Consider the following 20,474-nt stretch of genomic DNA (forward strand, 5'->3'; position numbering starts at 1 on the left):
TGGGTTCAGGTCGCGAGCTCGACGCGCCGGCTGCCGACCGTCAACGACGAAACGATGTCGCCGTCACGGTACTGCGCCATCGCGAGGTGTCCGTCGTCTTCTTCGACGATCTGCCAGTCCAGTTCGCGCGAAGGCAGTCCGCGCACGACGATCGGCGTCGAACGCGTCTTCACGCGGATCACGGGCGACTGGTGGCGATAGCCTGCGTGTTCGAAGCCGGTCACCGCATGTGCGATCGCTTCGGCCTGCGCGGCAATCGGCTCGATGAAGCGGCACGGCTCACCGGCGAAGCTGATGCAGTCGCCGAGTGCGTAGATATCCGGCACGCTGGTCTGCAACGTGCGGCTGTCCACCACGATGCCGCGCGCGAATTCGAGTCCTGCCATTCTTGCGAGGCGCCCTTCGGTGGCGAGCCCCGCCGCGCACAGCACGAGATCGGCGACAATCCGCTCGCCGTGCTGCGTCGTGATCACCTTTTCGCTCCGCGTGGCGCTGACCTCGGCGACACCGCCGCTTGCCGTCCTCGCGTTACTCGCATTACTCGCATTACTCGTCCGCTGTGTGGCGCACGCGTCGATCCCACGCCGCTCCTCGATGCTCACGCTGCGGCCGGGCAGAAAGTGGATGCCGAGCTGCGTCCAGCTGGCGAGCAGACGGCGCGAGGCCGGCGCCGGCAACAACGCCGCGAGGGGCCTGTCGCTCACATCCAGCACGGTGACCGTATGTCCCGCCCGTGCCAGGTCCTCCGCCAGCTCGCAGCCGATCAGCCCCGCGCCGATCACCGCTACGCGCGCCGGGCTCGCCGTCAGCCGGCGCTGCATGCTGCTCCACATCGACAGATCGTTGACACGCCAGCACAGCTCGCGCGGCAAGCCGGACGGCACCACGGGCCGCGCCCCCTGGGCGAGAATCAGTTGCCGGTAACGGAACGTGCCCGCCGTCGTGCGCAGTTGATGCAGCGCCGGCGACAACCCGATCGCGTAGGTATGGGCGACCAGCCGTACGCCGAGGCGCGTTGCGGCGGCCGGGCCGGTCTCGAATACGAGCCGCTCCGGTGTGCGTTTCTCGCTCAACGAAACCGACAGTTCCGGCTTGCGGTAACGGTCCGCCGAGCAGGCGCTCACCAACGTGATCGGGATGTCCGGATCCAGCGCCCGGACTGCTTCGACGGCTGCCCAACCCGCCGTGCCGCCGCCGACCACGATTACCCCAGGGGTGCGCGACGACGCGCCCTGCGCCGGCGCGCACGCCGCTGCACCGGCCACAACCGGCTCGTAAAGCACGAAATCCGTTTTTGTTACCCCACATAGCGGGCACTCCCAGTCGTCGGGGATCGCGTCGAAGCGCGTGCCGGCCGCAATGCCGCTATCCGGGTCCCCCAGTTCTTCGTCATAGATCACGCCGCACGCGCGGCAGATGTACTTCTTCCAGTCGGCAATCAGGACCCTCATGCTGGGAGCTCCTCGGCGGAAAGACGGGCCATTTCCCAACGCAGATGCTTGATGGCAGGCGTCACGATCGCCACGAAGTGCGACTCGCGAATCCGCCGCTGCGGCGCGGCGCTCATCAAATAGCCGCGCGCGCCCTGATGCAGCAGCGACGCCTGCGCTGCACGCAACGCGAGCTCCGCGCCGCGTGTGCGCAAATCGAGCACTTCCAGCAGATAGTCGGTGCTGCCGTCGTAGGCGGTGCGCGCAAGTCGCTGCGTCGCGCTCACCGCTTCGTCGAGTTCGGCGGTCAGTTCGTCTGGCCGGTCGTGCAGGAAGCGGTTCACGTGACCGAGTACCGGCTCGACTTCGAGACATGAATCGATACCGCCTTGTGCAACGCCCAGCGCCATGCCGACCTGCAGCAGGATGAACGCCGCCTTGATCCGCGCGACGAAAGGCCGCGCCGGATCGGCAATCAGGTCGGCTTCGCCGACGAAATAGTTGGTGAGCTTGACGCCCCACGTGCTGGTGCCTTCCATGCCGGAGAACACCGGGCAGTGGCGCAACTCGACGCGCGCGTCGCAGCTCAGCAGGAACATCACCTCGTGCGAGACTGAACCGTCATCGCGATGCACCGCGGCGATCGCGCCGCAATACTGGCCGAGGCCGATGTGACTGACCCACGGCAGCGTGCCGTTGATCAGATAGCCGCCTGGCGTAGGCGTGGCACGGAACATCATCGGCTCGATACCTGAGAACGCTTTCATCGGATTCGACAGCGCGGTGCCGCCGAACGTCTGGCCGCGGGCATGCGCGTCGAGCCGCGCGCCGCCTAGATACGGGTTGCCGGACTGTTCCATGTACAACCCGCAGACATCGTGGGCCCACATCAGGAAGCCGGTCGAGCCACACGCGCGGCTCGCTTCCTGCATCGCGGCGAGCGACAGTCCGAAGCGCGCGCCGTAGCGGTCGAGGTGAACGCCGAGCGCGCCGGCCGAACCCAGCTCGCCCATGATGTCGAGCGGGTAGACCCCTTCGCCGTCGATCCGTGGCGCGGCTGCCGCGAGCGGACCGCGAGCGATCGCGGCCACGCGCGCCAGCACCGCCTCGTCACACCAGGTGTCGACACCGGACTCTTCTGCTACCAATGCGTGTTCCATGTTGGTTTCCTTCGGGTACCTGGGGCAGCCGCTACGCGCGGCGCGGACGAGCGAAGCGGCGCGTCAGTCGGCGAGCGCGACAGTCATGGGAATCGGATTGCGCATTGAGTTTGCAACCGGCGAGAAGTAGTTAGCATGACGGACGATCTCATCGAGCTCCTCGCGCGTCGCATCTCCTTCGATCACGATCTTCACGCGGATCGCCTGGAAACCCATCTGCGGGGATTCCATCTCGGCGCCACCTGCGCCCCATGCAGCCGGATTGCCGATATCCGCTTCGAGGAACACTTCGAGCTTCGACAGCTTGATCTGCTTCCACGTAGCGACGGCTGTGATGCCGACCGCGAGGCAGCCGCCGAGACCGGACAGCGCGATCTCGCCCGGCGCCGGTGCCGTGTCTTCGCCGAACAGATGCAGCGGCTCATCGACTACGACGGGCGTATGGTTGCCGACATAGCTCAACGAGCGGTACTGACCTTGCATGACCGTGTGCACGTTGTTCTTGCCGCGCGACCCCGGGTTATTGCGCCCCTTTTCGGCGAAGGCCATCAGTCCATCGCGATCGATCGGGCGCAGGTAGGTGGAAATAGTCGTGGGATTATCGGTGACAGTGCTCAAGTGACGCTCCTGGTGCGTGGATGGTGAAGGCGCGGGCGTCGCACCGAGAGGTGGAGCGGCGCCGGCACATCACTTAAGGCAACACGCGTGCCAGTTACACTGCATATCGCCAAACTGCTTTGCTGGCGGGGCTTTGGGCCAGACAAGAAGCGCCGCTCGGGTTCGGCGCGACGCATTCTCAATCAAGCGGTGAACCGACATTGTCGACATTGTCGACAATGTTTACTCTGTGATGCGCGGCCGGCCCGGCCGTCAGTCATTCGGCAGACCAAGTTTTTGCCAGCGATAACTGAACTGGCGCGGTGTCATGCCCAACTGTTGCGCGGCGCGCGATTTGTTTCCCCCGCACTGTTCGAGCGCGTCGACAAGCGCCTGCGCCGGGTGCGAACCGACACGGCGGTAGGGCCGCATCGGCAGCGGTCCACTGTGGCTCACCGGATCATGCGATGAAGCGTCCAGCGCCCCGCCCTGTCCACGGACGGCGGCCGCCCGTTGTGCAGACGCGGGCGCAACAACAGGTTCATCCGCCGCGCCCGACGGCAACAGCCAGCCAATATCCGCTGCATCGAGCAGCGGCTTATCCGCCAGCAACACGACCCGCTCGATGAAATTGGTCAGCTCGCGGATATTGCCCGGCCACGAATACTCTTCGAGCCGATCCAGCGCGGCCGCGGTGAGATTGACGTTGCGCTGGTTGAGTTGATTCGTATGACTGATGAAATGCAGCGCGAGAACGCGAATGTCCTGGCGGCGTTCAGCGAGCGACGGCAGGTGAATCGGAATCACATTGAGCCGGTAGTACAGGTCCTGGCGGAAGGTGCCCTGCGCCACACCGCGTCGCAAATCGCAATTGGTGGCCGCGACGAGCCGCACGTCGACCTGGATCTCCGCCTTGCCACCGAGACGCGTAATGGTCCCTTCCTGCAGCGTGCGCAGTAGCTTGGCCTGCATCATCAGCGGCAGCTCGCCGATCTCGTCGAGAAACAGCGTCCCTTTGCTAGCCTGCTCGAACCAGCCCGCGCGCATGCTGTTCGCGCCCGTGAATGCGCCGCGTTCGTACCCGAACAGCTCGGACTCGAACAGCGTATCCGGTATCGCCGCGCAGTTGATCTTGATGAAAGCACGGTCGCGCCGCGAACTCGCCAGATGCAAGGCTCTTGCAAACAGCTCCTTGCCAGTGCCTGACTCGCCGAGCAACAACACGCTCGCGGCGGAATCCGATACGCGCTCCAGTTCCGAGATCGCGCGCAGCAAAGGCGGCGAGGTGCCGACGATTCCGTAGCGGGCGGCCGCCGATTCGAGGGCCCGCGCGAGCACTGCGTTCTGCTCTTCGAGCGCGCGGGTTTTTTCCTCGAGGCCGGCTTCCAGCTGCAGCAACTGCCCCGTCAGTGTCGCGAGAATACGCAGCACCGTGATGTCGTCGGCCAGCATACGCGAGCGGTGGCGAATGCGGTGACACGCAAGAACGCCGACCGTCCGCCGTTCGACGACGATCGGCAGCGCGATGAACGAGACCGGGCCGTCCGGCAATCGTGAGCGTTCAACCGCACGCGCCAGAAAATCCGGTTCGCGGTCGATGTCCTGGATGATCGTCAGCTGGCCGTGTTGCAGCGCGCGCCCGGTGATGCCTTCACCGTACGCATACACACCCCGGCCAATTTCCTCAGGGGTCAGTCCGTACGCGTACCGGATGCGCCCGCTTCGACGCGTTTCGTCCGCGAGCACAATGCGGCCGCGGTTCAGGCCGAGCAGCTCGGACATCAGATGCAGCATTTCGCGCAGCGCAGGCGCGGGGGACAGGCTTTTGCCGACAAGCGCCATCACCTGCTGCAATAGCAGCATTTCGTGTTCGCGCCAGTAGCCGGCGGATGCGCTGTCGGCTGAGGCGTCAGATCGTGTTTGCATGAGAGTAGACCGACTCGGTCGTGAGCGAGGCCTATTATTTCAGAACACAAAAAAGTCCGCAGTCGCCATCCGATTAATCTTGCCCCTATTTAGTCGGATCTGCAAAAACCTGTGAAGCACCGTCTGGCCTGGCGTAGCAGTTGGTTTTCGGATAACCTGGCTCCCAGGAAGATTATCGAAGAGATAAAAATTCTGGGAGTTTTGGCCGATGAGCACACCGGATTTTTTTCGTAGCCGTCTGGACGCGATGATTGATCTGCGCCACCCACTTGCGGTGCTGGCCACGAGGATGCCGTGGGCTGCCATCGAAGCGAGGCTCGCGCCCCTGTTTGTGCGGCGCTCACGCGATGGCCGGTTAAGCGAAGCGGCGGACCTGTTTGGTGTGAGTTCTAAGGAACTGGCCGGTGGCGTTAGTGCGGCCGGACGTCCGCGCCTGCCAGTGCGGCTGATGGTCGGGCTGCTGTATTTGAAGCACACTTATAACGAGAGCGATGAATCGGTGTGCGAGCGCTGGGCGCAGGACGTGTACTTTCAGTTCTTCTGTGGTGAGGAGTACTTTCAGCCACATCTGCCATGCGACCCGACCAATCTGGTGCGTTTCCGGCAGGCGCTGGGCGAAGGCGGTGTCGAGGAGCTGCTCGCGACGACGATCACGGCGGCGGTGCAGATGAAGGCGGTGAAGCCGGCCGAATTCGAGCGCGTGATTGTTGATACGACGGTCCAGGAGAAGGCCATTGCGTATCCGACTGACGGCCGTCTGCTGGAGGTGGCGCGGGCCAGACTCGTGCAACTTGCGCAACGCGCTGGTCTTGTATTGAAGCAGACGTACGAACGTGAAGGCAAACGGCTGCGTCGCCGCGCCGGCGGCTATGCGCATGCGAAGCAGTTCAGGCGACTGCGGCGTGTACTCAAACGTCAGCGCACCGTATTGGGACGGCTACTGCGCGACATCGAACGCAAGCTCTCTGGAGCCTCAGACGAACGCAAGGCACAACTGCGCGTGTGGCTGGAGCGGGCGTGGCGTATTTGCTGCCAACGTCCAAAGGACAAAAACAAGCTTTACGCCCTGCACGCGCCCGAAGTCGAGTGCATCGGTAAAGGCAAGGCGCGCCAGCCCTACGAGTTCGGCGTCAAGGTAAGCCTTGCGATCACGGAAAAACAAGGGCTGATCGTTGGTGCGCGCACGTTCGCGGGCAACCCATACGACGGCCACACGCTGGCAGAACAACTTGAACAGAGCACCATCCTGTTGCAGGATCTGCCCGGTACGCCGCAACCGAAGACCGTGCTGGTCGATCTCGGGTATCGTGGGGTCGATAATGAGGTATCGTCAGTACAACTTATTCATCGCGGTAAACACAAGAGCCTGACGAGCACGCAGCGACGCTGGCTAAAGCGGCGGCAGGCGATCGAACCGATCATCGGCCATGTGAAGCATGATCACGGCATGCGGCGTTGCTGGCTTAAAGGGCAGGCTGGCGATGCGCTACACGCGATACTGTGTGCTGCGGGGTACAACCTGCGATGGTTGCTGCGCGCAATCGTTCGTCTGCGCCTGGCGCCCGCATTTTTTATCCTCACGACGCTGCAGTGGCTCGTCACTGTCACGCTCACGCCAGCACCGGCTTGCTGGAACCGTCTGCAAAGGCACTGATCCCCTTCGTTGACATCCAGGCGTTCCACTGCCTCGCCGCGCAGACGGAGACTGTGGCCTCTTTGGCCCCATGGAGACGCGCTGATGCGCAAACTGAATTTTTCAGGACCGACTATTTATGAATCCGTAGCCGCTCAGATCAGACCACTTCGCCTCGCTGAACCTGGATTGAACCCTTCAGGTTGGACCGTCAAACGTACGCGACTTCCGTGATCATGCCCGCCTGCATGTGATAGAGATTGTGGCAATGCATTAGCCACCGTCCTGCGTTGTTCGCATCGAACACCACCGTCACCTTCGCCATCGGGGGGACTATCACCGTGTCGCGCATCGCGCCAGAGAAGGCCTTATCGTTAAGCGCTACCACCTGAAAGTGGTGGCCATGCAGATGGATGGGGTGAGACATCATCGTCGTGTTGAGAAAGGTCATACCTACTCGCTGGCCGGACCGGACTTTGACAACATCGCGATCGCCCCAGCCCTTGCCGTTGAATCCCCACACATAGGGATGCATTGACCCGGTTAGCATCAGCATGAATTGCGCATCGATGGGACGGGGCGCCAAAGGTCCCGCTGCAGACAAGCGCATCTCCTGATCAAAGCCGATCGCACCGAACTTTTCCGAGGCTGTGGAGGCGACCTTTCCGACGTTTGCGCCGTGAGCAGCAAGCATGATCCCCGTTCGCTGCCGATCGCCTTCCCGTACGGCGAAAATCGGCCATACGCCAGCCTCATTGGGCAGTTCCACCAGAATGTCCATTCGCTGAGCCATTGCCAGTTGCAGGCGGCTCGCGCGACGAGGCTGTGTGGCGTTGCCATCGACCGCAACGACCGTGCCCTCCAATTGGCCAAGGTCGATGTGAAAATTCGTCGATGACGCGCCGTTGATGATGCGAAGGCGAACTCTTGCACCTCGCTCGACGCGGACAATTTCCGGATCGCGAAGCGTTCGATCGTTGGCCAGATAGGCATCGAAATCGACATCATTCTGGTCCATGCTCATCGGCATGGGTTCTGGCATGACGGCCATGCCGTGCATGTCCGCCATCTTGATCATGCCCTGAGCGCTTGCGCGAGAGCTCGATGCTGCGATGGCTTTCATGCCGCGTGTCCCGCCGCCTTGTAGCTTCGCCATGACCTCCGACGGGTCGCGAAAAAGGAAGTCCTCGAGGAAGACCGTCACCTCCTGGACGTCTGCCCGGACATCGTCAGCTGTCCGCACGACCAACGGAGCGGCAAGGAGCTGTTGCTCCTGAAAGCCATGGTGGGAATGCATCCAGTAGGTGCCCGGACGCGCCGCAAAATCGTATGCCCGACGTTCGCCCGGTTGAAGTTCCGGCACGCCGAACTGGCTGACTCCGTCCTGATCGGGTGGTGGCACCTGTCCGTGCCAGTGGACGATGGTCGGCTCTTTCAGGCCATTGACCAGTTCCACCTGGAAGCGCTCACCCGGATCCAGGAAAAGACCCCGGGTGCCGTCAGGCTGACGCAGCCCGAACATCGTGGCGGCACGGCCGTTGACGTCGATTGAACGCGTCTCGACGAGCAGACGACGCGAGGTGCCACCGCGTTTTCCACTTTCGATTGCCGATAATTTGCTGGCGCCCCATACAGTAGATCCCGCAAGCACCGCGGTCGTGGCCACAGCAGAGGTCATTAAAAATTTTCGGCGAGACAATACCATTGGGGTTTGTCCTTTGTTCCCGTGTTTCCTGGAAGGGTTGCTACGAGGCGCGATGAGACGAGTCCAGACTTTTCATCCGCGGACAGTTGGGGTGTACCCCGCATCCTCGATGGCCACCAAAAAGGCCGCCGCACCATAGGCGGATTCGATACGCACCGCCCTGTCTTCGACATTGATGTCGACGTTCGCCTGCGCATCGACTTCCTTGACCGCCTTCGTGATGACGCCCGCGCAATGCCCGCAGGTCATGTCTTTGACTTCCAGTTCCATTTTGAAAACTCCATGTTGTAGTGAGCAAGTTCAGTTTCGACATTCCAACCGTTGGAAGGTCAAGCGTTTTGGCTAATTTTTGGCCGACCAGTTCTTTCAGAATTGGGCATTCCGCACGCGCGTCGCCGCGACAGTCCTCCGCGCGGTAGGTGCGCGTGACTGCACTTCTTGGGCTCTCTTGTTGTCGGAGATAATGTCAGACAGCGCAGATCGTTCGTCGGATGCAACGAACGAGAATTGCGTGAAGTCTCATGAATTATGAAAGCGTTGCAGCACGAAGTGCCTGAACATGGGCCGCGCGAAGAATATTCATTCCTACCACAGGATGGCTGTCATCGCGGCTGCGAGAATCAGGTGGGCGGCGCCCCAGTCCGCACACTAGCCTTGAGCCCACGGTCGATCGTCCACGCAAGTCACGAGCCAATCGATGAAGCTACGTGCCTTGCCCGGCATGAAGCGCCCGGACGGAAGCAGCAGATGGATTGCACCGGGCGTCCCAAAGGTCCAGCCGGGCAGTACCGGCACGAGCGAGCCTTGCGCGACGGGCCGCGCAACGAGCCATCTCGCCCCAGCGACGATTCCGACACCCGCTATAGCGGCCGCGATCAGGCTCTCGGGGTCATCAGCGGTGTAGCGGGCGTTGACGCGCACGGCGGTCACCCCCGCATCCTTCCTCAGGCGCCATTCGGGATTGCCCTTGAAGCGCGAGTTCGCGACGCACACATGCTGCGTCAAGTCATCCGGCCTTTGCGGCGTCCCGTGCGCTGCAAGATACGCAGGCGATGCATAGAGGACCCGCTCGTTCGTCATGAGCCGCCGGCTGATCAACCGGCTGTCCTGCAGCTCGCCGATTCTGATCGCGACGTCGAACCGTTCGCCCATCAGATCGACGTAGCGGTCCGAGAACTCGACATCGATCGACACCCCCGGATGGCCCGCAAGGAACTCCGGCAGCAGCGGTGCAATGCACATCCGGCCGAATGTCGCCGGCAGCGCGAGGCGTAATAATCCCTTCGCGATATTGCCAGCCTGCGCAACTTCAAGCAGCCCTTCCTCCATCGCACTCGTCGCGGCCGTCATCCGTTCGTAGAGCGCGGCGCCGGCTTCCGTCGGAGTCAGCTTGCGTGTCGAGCGTTCCATCAAACGAACCGCGAGACGAGTCTCCAGCGCGCTGACGCGCCGCGAAACAGTCGACACGTCCTTGCCGAGAGCCTTGGCCCCACGCACGAAACTGCCCGTTCCCAGTACCGACAGGAAAGCCGCAATTTCGTCCATGTACACCCCGTCCATTTCGTATCCTCCTATAAAAGCGTTCCCCGTCTGAGCGAGCACAAGGTTGCGGCGAAACCTCCGTCAGATTTGCGGCGCCCGCTGACGGGCGCGAATCGATACGATAAGCGTGATCGACGCTACACGTTGCCGGGCGTGTTGTCGCGCAGACGCCAAAGCCCGAGAGGGTTATCGTCGTGCAACGCGGGTGGCAGAAGCTCGTGCGCGAAGTTCTGATACGCAACGGGGCGCAGGAAGCGATCGATTGCCGTGCTGCCGACTGCGGTGAAACGCGGATCGGAGGTTGCCGGGAACGGGCCACCGTGGACCTGTGCATCCGATATCTCGACCATGTTCGAGAAGGCATTGACGACGATCCGCCCGGTCCTTTTTTCGAGGATCGGCAACAACCGATGCGCAAGTTGATGGTCGTCCGGTTCAAGATGAACAGCCATGCTTAGTTGTCCATGCATGCCGCTGCCGACCGCAAGTATTTCGTCTACCGACTTGCAGCGCACGAGTACCGCGCACGGTCCGAACACTTCGCCCGGCGCTGTCAGGTTAGCGGACCGGCGGCGGTAGAATGAAGCAATGAAGAAGACGAAATCGCTTTATCACGGCCACCGCTTCCCTGCTGTCGTCATCAGCTGCGCCGTTCGCTGGTATTTTCGGTTCAGCCTGAGCCTGCGCGACATCGAAGAGTTGTTACTGGAGCGTGGCGTCGTGGTCACATACGAAACCATACGTTGCTGGTGCAACAAATTCGGCACCGGGTTCGCCCAGCGCGCCAAGGCGGTGCGGCGCAAGCAGGGTAGCACCTGGCACCTTGACGAGATGTTCGTGACGCTGCGCGGCGAGCCGTATCTGTTGTGGCGTGCGGTCGACGAACACGGCGCCGAACTGGACGTGCTGGTGCAAAAGCGGCGCGATAAGGCCGCGGCAAAGCGCTTTTTCCGGCGGGTGCTGCGTTCGAACCCGGTGCCGCGTAGGATCGTTACGGACCAGTTGCGCAGTTACCCGGCGGCAAAAGCCGAGATTCCCGAACTTGCCCAAGTGAAACACGTATTTGTCAAAGCGGCTGCGCGCGTGAATAACCGCGCCGAGAATAGCCACCAGCCGACCCGCAGGCGCGAACGCCAGATGTGCGGCTTTCGCGATGCGCACCGCACTGAGGCGTTTCTCTCATGTTTCGGCCCGATCCGTCAGCACTTCGCGTTGCCCAGACATCAGATGAACGCGGCATGTCATCGTGTCATACTCAAGGAACGCCTCGCCACCTGGCATGGTTGGAGCGCCAATGTCGCAGTCGAGGAGGTTTTCTGATAAGGATACCTATGTTTAAGCGAGCCATACAGCCTACGCTCGTCGACTTGACAAAGCCAACTTCTGCAATGTCTTGGCAGCGACATGAACCTCTTTGAGTCCCAGCCAAATAGCTTTCGCGCCGGGTTCGCCATCGCCCTTGCGGCCGAGGAATCCGCCCAGGCGCGCGATCAGGCGCAGCACCTCGTTGAGCTTGGGCTTGTCCGGCTGCTTGACGTCGGTCAGCAAATACGCGCCACGAATTTCATCGACATCGAAGAACAGTTCGGCATCCAGATCGGGGCAACTGCGACCCATGTGCATCAGACGGACGATTCGCCAAGCCACGACCAGAAACAGCGCCAGCGCGCGTTCGAGCCGTTCGATCGCGCCCAGTTGCAGCGCCTCGACCCGGCAACCGTTCTTCAGCACGTTGAACAAGATCTCGATTTCCCAGCGCGCCCGATACCAGTCGATCAGTTCAATCGCTTCCTGCAGCGTCGTGGCTTCGCGGTTGGTCAGCAAGCGCCATTCGATCGGCTTGACGCCGCCTGGTGCATCAAACTCACGCGCCACCAGACACGTGGCCGCAACGCTCTGACCAACGCCTGCCGGCAGTTCGATGCGCCGCAACCATACGTGCTGACGCACCTGGCGCGCCTTCACGCCGTGACGCGAGCCCATCGTGAAGGCAATCTCGCCCAGCGGTGTGCCTTCTGTCGTCGCTGTCCATAGCTTGGCTCCCTCGGGCAGCGCGCGGTCGTGGGTCGAGCGAATCAGCCAATCCGCCGGCGTGCCCAACTCCTGCGCCCGCACCATCAGCGCGAGCATGTCTGCCTCGTGATCAGCGACGTACACCAGTCGCGTGTGTGGCAGGCTCGATGCCGTTTCCGCTACGCGCTCGTAACCCTCGATCCAGCGCAGGCTTTCCTTGAGGCCGCCGCGCTGGCCCTGCGCGTCCTTGGGCTCATGCGCCCACATCCATGCGTCGAGTACACCCAGCGGCACCCGCTCAGGCGTCACCGCATAGGTCGGATGCAAATACATCCCGCGCTGCATCTCATGAGACAGTGGCCCAAGGCCCGCGGCCTGCCGGCCGTTGAAATCCAGTTCCGTGGTGTCCTGCAGGCACAACACGACCGACTGAGCGGCCATTCGTTGCTCGGTCTGCCGCCAGTGCGGTTCCAGAATCGCACTCCACTCGACCTCGCCGTTGTCGAAGAAGCGGTACGCCGCCATCGTCTCGCCCCAGCCCCGACACGCCTGCGGCACGCCAGCCGTCGGCTTGGCCGCCAATCGTTCCATCAATGTCCTCGCTCGCTTGTTCAAGCGCGCGTCGCCAAGGTCGAGGTCAGCAAATTCGGTTTGCGTCCAGCACGGTGCTTCCAGGGCCAAGGCGTTCACGCAAAAAGCGAGAGTAAACGCGATGCGCCGAAAGTTTACAAGCCCCCGTCGATCTCATTGCCCGACGACGGTTTGTTCCGGCCTACGGTTGCGGAGGGCTGACTTGTGTATAAGACGATGGCTTATACGGGGGTATAAGCAGTTCTGCCGCATCAAGGCGGTGCGGTGCGATATGATTTGCGTCGACAAAATCAGTTGAAACCTCCACCGCCTTCAATCTCCCGCCGAAGCAGCGCACCTGACCACGGTTATACGCCCGTATAACGGCGCAACGCTAACGCGGTATCGGCATATCCAACCGTAGAGTAGATTCGCCCTTCGGCAAAACCTATTCTTATCTCATCGAGAAAGCGCTCGTCGTTTGCGTGTTGACCCAATACGACTTCGGACATGCTGTCAGAGAATGGCTCTCACTTGCTTCGAGATAACAAGCATGTAATCCGAGAGACAGGATCGAGTCAGCGGTGGTTGACCGGAATGGATTCAACCCGTCCGGATCAGCGACGAAGGGCGCCAGGGCGCGTTGATAGTGAATGCCACAGGAGATTGCCATGTTCGTCTATTCGATCCGTTATCGCGCTTGCTGCGGCCGTTGGTCGGTCGCCTTCGCACAGGCCGCTTCACAGTCCGACGCTGAGGCGATTGCAACCTGCCGTTATGGCGCTTTCCATTCCGTCAGCCGTGCCGGCTTGGTCCGAGTATAGAAACGTAGGGAAATTTACGCATGCCAGGCGACCGCGGACGCAGCAGATCCGCACCACATTGGTTCAATTTTGCACCATAATGTAAAGGAGATTGATTCGTTCTGCGCACCGCATTAACTGGAATTTTTTCTGCCTCTGGTCCGATGCAGGGCCGCGAAGCGATGGCTCGCAGGCTCGATTGGAACGATTCTCGCTTACGGAACTGGCACCCGCGACAGCGGGCGGTGTTGGCCGCAGCGGCCAACTCCGGGGGCCGTACCCGTTGCGGACAAAATGTTCAAGGCTTGCGAGGAAAAAGATATGCGTCCGGGAAGATCCCCCAAAAAACCCACACGGGGCTTTATTGTTCCGATCGGCGGGGCTGAGAATCGGGTCCAGAACCCCGTCATACTGCGCCGCTTCGTCAAACTGTGCGGCGGCCCGAGCGCGCATATTGCGGTCATTCCCACGGCATCGTCGCTGGACAATACGGGCGATGCATATGGATCGGTGTTCGGTGATCTTGGTGCCGGACAGATCAGCATCCTGCCATTCAAAAGCCGCGCGGACTGCGAGTCGCAGCAATACCTTGAGGTGCTCGATCGCGCCGATGGCGTCTTCATGACGGGCGGCGATCAGGTGCGCCTCGCCGAGATGCTGAGCGGCACGTCGGCTGCGCAAAAGCTCTGTAGCCGTAATTTGCATGGCATGCACATCGCCGGCACATCTGCCGGAGCTTCGGCAATGTCGAGCGCGATGATCGCCGGCGGCAGGAGCGGCGCCACGCCTCGTGCCGGCATGGTCGACCTCGCAGCGGGCTTAGGGCTTGTCAGCCGCTTTGTAATCGACCAGCATTTCAGCCAGCGTGACCGGCTCGGGCGCCTGCTCACCGCGGTCGCGTCGATCCCCTTCGGAGCCGGCATTGGGCTCGACGAAGATACGGCTGCGTTCATCGGTCCGGACGACACGCTCGAAGTGGTCGGTACGGGGAGCGTCACCATCATCGAAGGGTCGAGCCTGCACAACTTCGCCGCCGATTCGACCCGCCATGGCAAACCCGTAGGATTGACCGGAGTACGCCTTCATATCCTGACTGACGGCAACCTGTACGACTTGGGAAGCCATACGCTGCTGCGCTCAGGGCTCACCGCAAAGAGCCACGACACGGGCTGCCTGAACGCCACCGCGTTGACGTGATTGTTGGAATTATCCGCTGACCGATTCCGTTGACAGCGCGATCGGTTCGTTGCCAAACGCTGGCGCCCTTCTGCGCCTGCCCGGAATGTCACCGCGCTTCCATCTATAGGACCGTGACGGTGTAAGACGGCCGGCTCTGAGTTAAAAGGTGAAGGTTTGAATCGTTCAAGAGCACTCGCGGTCGGGACAAGAGGTTTTATCGTCGCCGTAGGCGGTGATGGCAAAGCGGCCCGCAAGGCCCCTATCCTGCGCCGCTTCGCTGAGCTTTGCGGTGGCTCCCGCGCGCACATCGCCATTGTCTCGGCGGCCTCTGATGAAGAGGATTTTGGCGACCGTTATGAACGCGTATTCCGTGATCTCGGCGTTCATCGCGTCAGTGCATTCAACTTTGAGAAACGAGCGGATTGCGAAATGGCAAGCGACGACTCGCTCGGCGGCGTCGACGGGGTTTTCCTGATCGGAAGCGATCCGGCCCGCGTCTCCGAGACCCTCAGCGCAACGCCCGTCGCTCAGCAAATAATCCACCGGAACGCAAAGGGTATGCCCGTTGCGGGCATCTCGGCCGGCGCAGCGTTTCTGCCACGGCAAATGATCGCAGCCGGCAAAGGTGGCACGACGCCCCGCGCGGATCTAGTCGAATTGGCACCGGGCTTATGCCTGATCGACAAGTTGGTTATCGATCAACATTTTCGCCACCAGGACCGGCTCGGGCGCATGCTGATGGCCTTGACCTACAACCCGGATGCCATCGGCATCGGGCTCGATGAAGACACCGCTGCATTCATCGGTCCGGATCAGAAGCTGCAAGTCATGGGGACGGGAGGCATCACCGTTGTCGATACCTCCCAACTCCAGCACTCCGCGATTCATTCCGATCGCCGCCATGCGCCGGTGAGCATGATCGGCCTGCACCTCGACATTCTGGTTGAAGGGAACGTCTACGATATGTCTGCGCATCTGGCCAGCATCGGGAACTAATGTGACGGATCCAATGACGGCCTGAGCGCTGTGAGGATTCTGATCTGAATCTCCGGAATAAATAGTTCCGAATACCGCAAGTCCTGATCGATGTTGTCCCACGAGCCCGGCTTGCATATCTTGCACATCTTTTCCGTCCTGCTGTTTTCTATATAGACCCACGATAGCGCACCAAAGAATCGGTCGTGTTTTTCCGGAACTCCATCCGACGAACTCTCCATCGGAACCCATCCGACCTCCGGCACATAGAATTCCACCCACGCGTGATCGTTATCGGGTGTGCATACCGAGCCGACCGGCACATACCTCAGCTTGTACTCTGGCACCTTGAAGTCGCCGACTGGCCGGCAAGCGACGCCGCAAAGCCTGAGCAGCCCGATCATCAGCTCCATGTACTTGCCGCATGTTCCCTCGCCGAGCCGCAACGTCTCGACAGGGCTCGTATATCTGCTGTTGTAGCGATAGCCGAGCCGGCTATAAACGTATTCGCGCACGGCTTTAGCAATTCTGACCACATCGCCACGCCCTTGCGGGGGAATGCCTGCAAGCAGACGCTCCGCAATATCTTTCAATTCCTGTCTGCCCATGTCATAGCGGGACTCTTCTTTCAGAAAGCGCCGCCTGATATCGGCAGGATAGTCGTCCTTACTCGCGCCGTTCAGCTTGTACCGGATACTGTAAGCCTCGATGATCGCGTGGTAGCCAAAAATGCGACATTCCTTGTCCAGCCTTATTCCGGTCAGATCAAACTCGACAATTGCGTTACCTTCCTCGTCCTCCGTGACGACCGCGGGAATATCGCCGATCGTCTCGATCGATTTGACTTTTTGCCTCGGCGTGTCGATGGGTATCGACAGTCTGATGCACAGCTTGACGCCTTCCAGCTCGTCGATGACATCGCCAATAGGCTTGAGCATTTCGGCATAGGTGAACTCGATTTCATAGCCGCCCGACAGGCAAAAATTGTTTCCCCGGCCGAGATCCGCGAGCTGATAGTCGAGCCGCTCGATGAATCCATCGCGGGCGTTTCTGAGCTTGATATTGGCGCTCCCGTTTGACGTCAGCTCCGAGCCCGCGTCGTCGAACACGTCCCAATTGCACTGGTTGTAATACACATAAACGCCCGGCTCTTTGGCATCGGACGTCTTGACAGCGGCTATGCCCACTGCGCCGTCATGCGGTACCGTAACCGACGCGACAGGTGTTCCGTCAAGATCAACGATATGGACGGTACGGCTGACGCCGCGAAGTATCAGGAGCCGATCGCCGTGCAGCGTCATGTCGTTGATGCCGTTTCCAATGCGAACCGTCTGTATCACCTCGCTGTTCTCGACAACAAGGAGGCTGCCCGTCACGTCGGCGACGTAGTATCGGCCGTCCTGCCAGCACAACCCGACGATGCTCTGCGCAGCATCGATCGTGATCGGATCCGTTGCGGCATGTACCGAGCCGTTTTCTATGCTAACTGTATGGATCAGATTGGAACGGCAATAGTGGATCGTACCGTCGGGCCGCATGCATAGTGCCGCCGCTCCCTCGAACTCATTGAAATGCTTGAAATTGAGCAGGCACTGAAAGAGGCCCGTGCGGACATCGATCCTGCCCAGCCCGCCGAGCTCCGGGTCCACAACAAAGATCGCGTCCTCCTCATTGCTATCGATCGAGCTGATGTTTTTTTCAAAAAGCGGTCTTATCGCGGTGACCATCAGTCCTCCTGTCGGTTCGATAGGCGAAGTACAGCGCCGGTGCTTGCGGTGCGTCTGACCGTTACGTCTCCTTGCGCGCCAATGCTTGTTGAATCCGATCGGCGTAATCGGAAAGATGCCTCAAATTGGTATCCAGGGAATCGCGCGAGGATCCGTTCGCCGTATCCAGCCGTATCAGTTCGAGCGCGACTTCGACAGCTATCTTCCGTTTCGATGCGGCGTCGAGCGTGGCTTCGTTGTCGTTGTAGAGGAGCAATTTATCGTCCATTTTCATTTGTCCGGTTCGGTTGAACTGCATTGAATATGATCGCGGTACTCGTTCAGTCCTCAAGTTCTCTCGCGAGCCGCACGCCCCGGGCATCGCGAACAATTTCCATATCCCGGGTCCACTCAAACCCGCCCAGATCGGCAGGCCGTATCCTCATTTGAATCGGCTTCCTGGTGGTTGCCTGCGCGCGTGGCATCTCCGGCTTGAATTGCCCGATCTGTTCCCATGCCCCCGCGTAATCTTCGCTGAGCAACAGAAGCAAATCGCCCGGACGTGCCATCTCGAGCGCTAACTGATTGGCCGTTTGCTCCTCCGCGACGACCTTGATTTGCTGCTGAGGGACACCCGCCGTGCGCAGTGCTTCGCACAACATGTCCGGCACCTCCAGGTGATCGCGCCCGCGCGAGTCGCTGTCCCGATGGCAGATGTATTGGTCGAAGTGCCCGGCTGCAATGCGCCCGATCGCCTGAATGTCCTCGTCGCGGCGATCGCCCGGAACCGTCAGCGAAACGATCTTCCGCTGATCCGCGCCGAGCCGCTCCACCAGGGCGCACATGGTCTGCACGGCTGCCGGGTTATGCGCATAGTCCAAAATGACCCTGAACGGATGATCGTCGCAGATATTCATGCGCCCCGGGGTGCGGGAAAACGAATTATCAAACGTGCGCAGGCCGAGCTGGATGCTCTCGACGTCGATTCCGAGGCCGCGGGCAAGCGCCGCGGCGAACATCGCGTTCTGCACATTGTGCAGCGCGAGTCCTTGCACCGTGGCGGGAATCAGATATGTCCACAACAATGGAACGCGACGGCCGCCATCCCACAGCACGATCAGGTGACCGCCTACTTGTTCCTCCAGCACGAGCGCCGCGCCGCCCGCGCGAATATGCTCGCCGACCAACGGGTGCGCAGCGTGCATCGTGACGTAGCACAGCCGGCTCGCCTCGGTATGATCCGCCATCTTCATGCACAACGGATCGTCGGCGTTGAGTACGGCCATATCCCTAGCTACTTCGATGATGATGCGCTTGACCTCTGCCATCTGCTCCACGGTTTCGATGCCGCTCAGCCCGAGATGATCGGCGCTCACGTTGAGGCACGCCGCCACATTGCATTCGGGGTATCCTAGCCCGCGGCGCAGCAGGCCGCCGCGGGCCGTTTCAAGCACGGCGGCATCGACGGCGCAATCCGCGAGGATCATTCGGGCGGATGACACACCGGTCATATCGCCCGCGCGCGTCATCCGTCCGTCGATGTACACACCGTCCGTGGTACCGAGGCCGACGGTGTAGCCCGCGAGCTTCATGATCTGGGCCAGCATGCGCGAAGTGGTCGTCTTGCCGTTGGTGCCAGTGATGCTCGCAATGGGGATCGTCTTCGGGGTCCCTGACGGGTACAGCATGTCGACGATGGCGCCGGCCACGTCCCGCGCCGCACCCTCGCTCGGCGCGAGATGCATCCGCAGACCCGGCGACGCGTTGACCTCGCACATGGCCCCGCCGACCTCGCGATACGAGGCGGCAATATCTGTGGTAATGAAATCGACGCCGGCGACATCGAGGCCGATGGCCTTGACAGCGCGCACAGCCATCTCGCGGTTGTCCGGGTGCACCTGATCGGTGACGTCGATGGACGTGCCGCCGGTGGAAAGGTTGGCAGTCGCGCACAAGTAGACGGACTCACCCGCAACTGGCACGGTCTTGACATCATATCCGGCGGCACCCAGTACGCTTTGCGCCGTGTCACCGAGTTCGATGCGAGTGAGCACGTTTTCGTGGCCTGCCCCGCGACGCGAATCTCGATTGGCCTCTTCCACTAACTGCTCGACCGTATGCAAACCGTCGCCGACGACATGCGCCGGCACGCGCCTGGCCACTGCGACCAATTGATCGTTGACCACCAGCATCCGGTAGTCGGACCCGGGGATATAGCTTTCGACGAGTACGGCATGGCTGTACTTCCGCGCCCTCTTGTATGCGAGTTCCACCTGCTCCGGCGTCGTGAGCTTGATCGATACGCCCTTTCCATGATTGCAGTCGAGGGGTTTCACGACAACCGGATAGCCGAGCTGTTCGGCGCTCACCACCGCATCGCAGGCACGATAGACCTTGCGCTGATGAGGCACCGGCAAGCCGGCGTCCCGCAGCGTCCGGTTCGTCTCTTCCTTGTCAGAGGCGATGTCGACTGCGAGCTGACGCGTCTCGCTGGTGAGCGTGGCTTTGATCCGCTTCTGAAAGCGCCCATAGCCAAGTCTTATCAGGCTGTCCGCGTTCATCCGCGTACACGGAATCGCCCTGTCCGCCGCGGCTTTCATCAACGCCGCCGTGCTCGGCCCTACCTCGTGCCTGCGCGCATCACGGAGAAAATCGTCGAGCTTCTGTTCGAAGTCGAACTGCGTCCCGGGATCCGTCTGCGGTTTCAACTCGGCAGGCAAAAGATGCTCGATCAGGGCTAATGCCAGATCTCCGGCCAGCCGGCCGACGGCTTCATTGTGGTATTCGTAGATGACATCGTAGTGGCCATGCGGACCCGCAGATCGCGTCCTGCCAAAGCTGACGTCCGAACCCGCCATCTTCTGCAGTTCAATGGCTACATGCTCCATGACATGGCCGAGCCACGTGCCCTCGCCTTCCGTCATGCGCCGCACGAGTCCGCCGGGGGACTGATACGAGCAGCCATGCTGTGCGAGGCCCGGCAGATAACCGAGAAAACTGTCTATGAATCGCTGGCCGAGCCGCCCGGTCGGCCATTCCTCCAGCACGCCCAGATCGACGGTGTATCGGATGACCGGGAAATGAGCGTGAATGCTGGGGCCTTGATACGCGACGATCGACTTGACTTCCATCGTATGACATCCTGTAGCTATCACATCGCGTCATGGACGAGTGACGAAGATCGCAGTCGCAAAAGAAGACGCATCGGGCGCACTTCAATCAACTGGGGATACTT

Annotated in this window: 16 protein-coding genes; 4 read left to right on the forward strand and 12 right to left on the reverse strand. The window is 61.2% G+C overall.

The genetic code is table 11. The features are described from left to right. Positions 1-5 precede the first annotated feature (5 nt). The 4 genes from P0D84_RS44850 to P0D84_RS44865 form a co-directional block, all read right to left on the reverse strand. Entirely contained in the window at positions 6-1,451 is a 1,446-nt protein-coding gene (locus P0D84_RS44850; protein WP_408349529.1) for an FAD-dependent oxidoreductase, read from the reverse strand. After that, the gene (locus P0D84_RS44855; RefSeq protein WP_408349532.1) at positions 1,448-2,590 is read right to left on the reverse strand and encodes an acyl-CoA dehydrogenase family protein; all 1,143 of its coding nucleotides are present in this window, start codon (positions 2,588-2,590) and stop codon (positions 1,448-1,450) included. The genes P0D84_RS44850 and P0D84_RS44855 overlap by 4 nt, the downstream gene beginning before the upstream one ends. A gap of 63 nt (positions 2,591-2,653) precedes the next feature. After that, positions 2,654-3,139: an OsmC family protein gene (locus P0D84_RS44860; RefSeq protein WP_408349871.1), complete on the reverse strand. Its 486-nt coding sequence runs from the start codon at positions 3,137-3,139 to the stop codon at positions 2,654-2,656. 321 nt (positions 3,140-3,460) lie between these two features. Continuing rightward, positions 3,461-5,113, reverse strand: a complete 1,653-nt coding sequence (locus tag P0D84_RS44865) for a sigma-54 interaction domain-containing protein (RefSeq protein WP_408349535.1) — start codon at positions 5,111-5,113, stop codon at positions 3,461-3,463. A gap of 208 nt (positions 5,114-5,321) precedes the next feature. Here P0D84_RS44865 and P0D84_RS44870 point away from each other — a divergent pair, with 208 nt between their 5' ends. Then, complete coding sequence (locus P0D84_RS44870) at positions 5,322-6,767, forward strand: IS5 family transposase (protein ID WP_408333720.1); 1,446 nt, start codon at positions 5,322-5,324, stop codon at positions 6,765-6,767. Between the two features lie 190 nt (positions 6,768-6,957). On the opposite strand, the gene P0D84_RS44875 is transcribed toward P0D84_RS44870, so the two are convergent. The 4 genes from P0D84_RS44875 to P0D84_RS44890 form a co-directional block, all read right to left on the reverse strand. Continuing rightward, a complete protein-coding gene (locus tag P0D84_RS44875) occupies positions 6,958-8,451 on the reverse strand; it encodes a multicopper oxidase family protein (protein ID WP_408349538.1) in 1,494 nt (497 codons plus the stop codon). 72 nt (positions 8,452-8,523) lie between these two features. Beyond that, the gene (locus tag P0D84_RS44880) at positions 8,524-8,721 is read right to left on the reverse strand and encodes a heavy-metal-associated domain-containing protein (RefSeq protein WP_408349541.1); all 198 of its coding nucleotides are present in this window, start codon (positions 8,719-8,721) and stop codon (positions 8,524-8,526) included. A 378-nt stretch (positions 8,722-9,099) separates the two neighbouring features. Continuing rightward, positions 9,100-10,011 (reverse strand): LysR family transcriptional regulator, encoded by a 912-nt coding sequence (locus P0D84_RS44885; protein ID WP_408349544.1) that lies wholly within the window; start codon positions 10,009-10,011, stop codon positions 9,100-9,102. Between the two features lie 119 nt (positions 10,012-10,130). Then, positions 10,131-10,445 carry a hypothetical protein gene (locus P0D84_RS44890; RefSeq protein WP_408349547.1) on the reverse strand — a complete coding sequence of 105 codons (315 nt, stop codon included), beginning with the start codon at positions 10,443-10,445 and terminating at the stop codon, positions 10,131-10,133. Positions 10,446-10,581: 136 nt separating this feature from the next. On the opposite strand from P0D84_RS44890, the gene P0D84_RS44895 reads away from it, so the two are divergent. Further along, complete coding sequence (locus P0D84_RS44895) at positions 10,582-11,313, forward strand: IS6 family transposase (protein WP_408349550.1); 732 nt, start codon at positions 10,582-10,584, stop codon at positions 11,311-11,313. A 33-nt stretch (positions 11,314-11,346) separates the two neighbouring features. Here the strand turns inward: P0D84_RS44895 and P0D84_RS44900 are convergent, their stop codons facing one another. Continuing rightward, entirely contained in the window at positions 11,347-12,687 is a 1,341-nt protein-coding gene (locus P0D84_RS44900) for an IS4 family transposase (RefSeq protein WP_459252238.1), read from the reverse strand. A gap of 1,013 nt (positions 12,688-13,700) precedes the next feature. Here P0D84_RS44900 and P0D84_RS44905 point away from each other — a divergent pair. Both P0D84_RS44905 and P0D84_RS44910 read left to right on the forward strand, forming a co-directional pair. Further along, positions 13,701-14,576, forward strand: coding sequence for a cyanophycinase (locus tag P0D84_RS44905; RefSeq protein ID WP_408349553.1), 876 nt, complete (start codon positions 13,701-13,703; stop codon positions 14,574-14,576). 156 nt (positions 14,577-14,732) lie between these two features. Continuing rightward, positions 14,733-15,554 carry a cyanophycinase gene (locus tag P0D84_RS44910; RefSeq protein WP_408349555.1) on the forward strand — a complete coding sequence of 274 codons (822 nt, stop codon included), beginning with the start codon at positions 14,733-14,735 and terminating at the stop codon, positions 15,552-15,554. Here the strand turns inward: P0D84_RS44910 and P0D84_RS44915 are convergent. The 3 genes from P0D84_RS44915 to cphA form a co-directional block, all read right to left on the reverse strand. Beyond that, entirely contained in the window at positions 15,551-17,260 is a 1,710-nt protein-coding gene (locus P0D84_RS44915; protein ID WP_408349558.1) for a transglutaminase-like domain-containing protein, read from the reverse strand. The genes P0D84_RS44910 and P0D84_RS44915 overlap by 4 nt on opposite strands. 61 nt (positions 17,261-17,321) lie before the next feature. Continuing rightward, positions 17,322-17,528, reverse strand: coding sequence for a hypothetical protein (locus P0D84_RS44920; protein WP_408349561.1), 207 nt, complete (start codon positions 17,526-17,528; stop codon positions 17,322-17,324). Positions 17,529-17,580: 52 nt separating this feature from the next. Further along, a complete protein-coding gene (gene cphA, locus P0D84_RS44925) occupies positions 17,581-20,370 on the reverse strand; it encodes a cyanophycin synthetase (RefSeq protein ID WP_408349563.1) in 2,790 nt (929 codons plus the stop codon). Positions 20,371-20,474 lie beyond the last annotated feature (104 nt).

Origin of the sequence: Paraburkholderia sp. RL17-337-BIB-A (genome assembly GCF_046025895.1) — a bacterium.
In the GTDB taxonomy this organism is placed as follows: Bacteria; Pseudomonadota; Gammaproteobacteria; order Burkholderiales; family Burkholderiaceae; genus Paraburkholderia; species Paraburkholderia fungorum_C.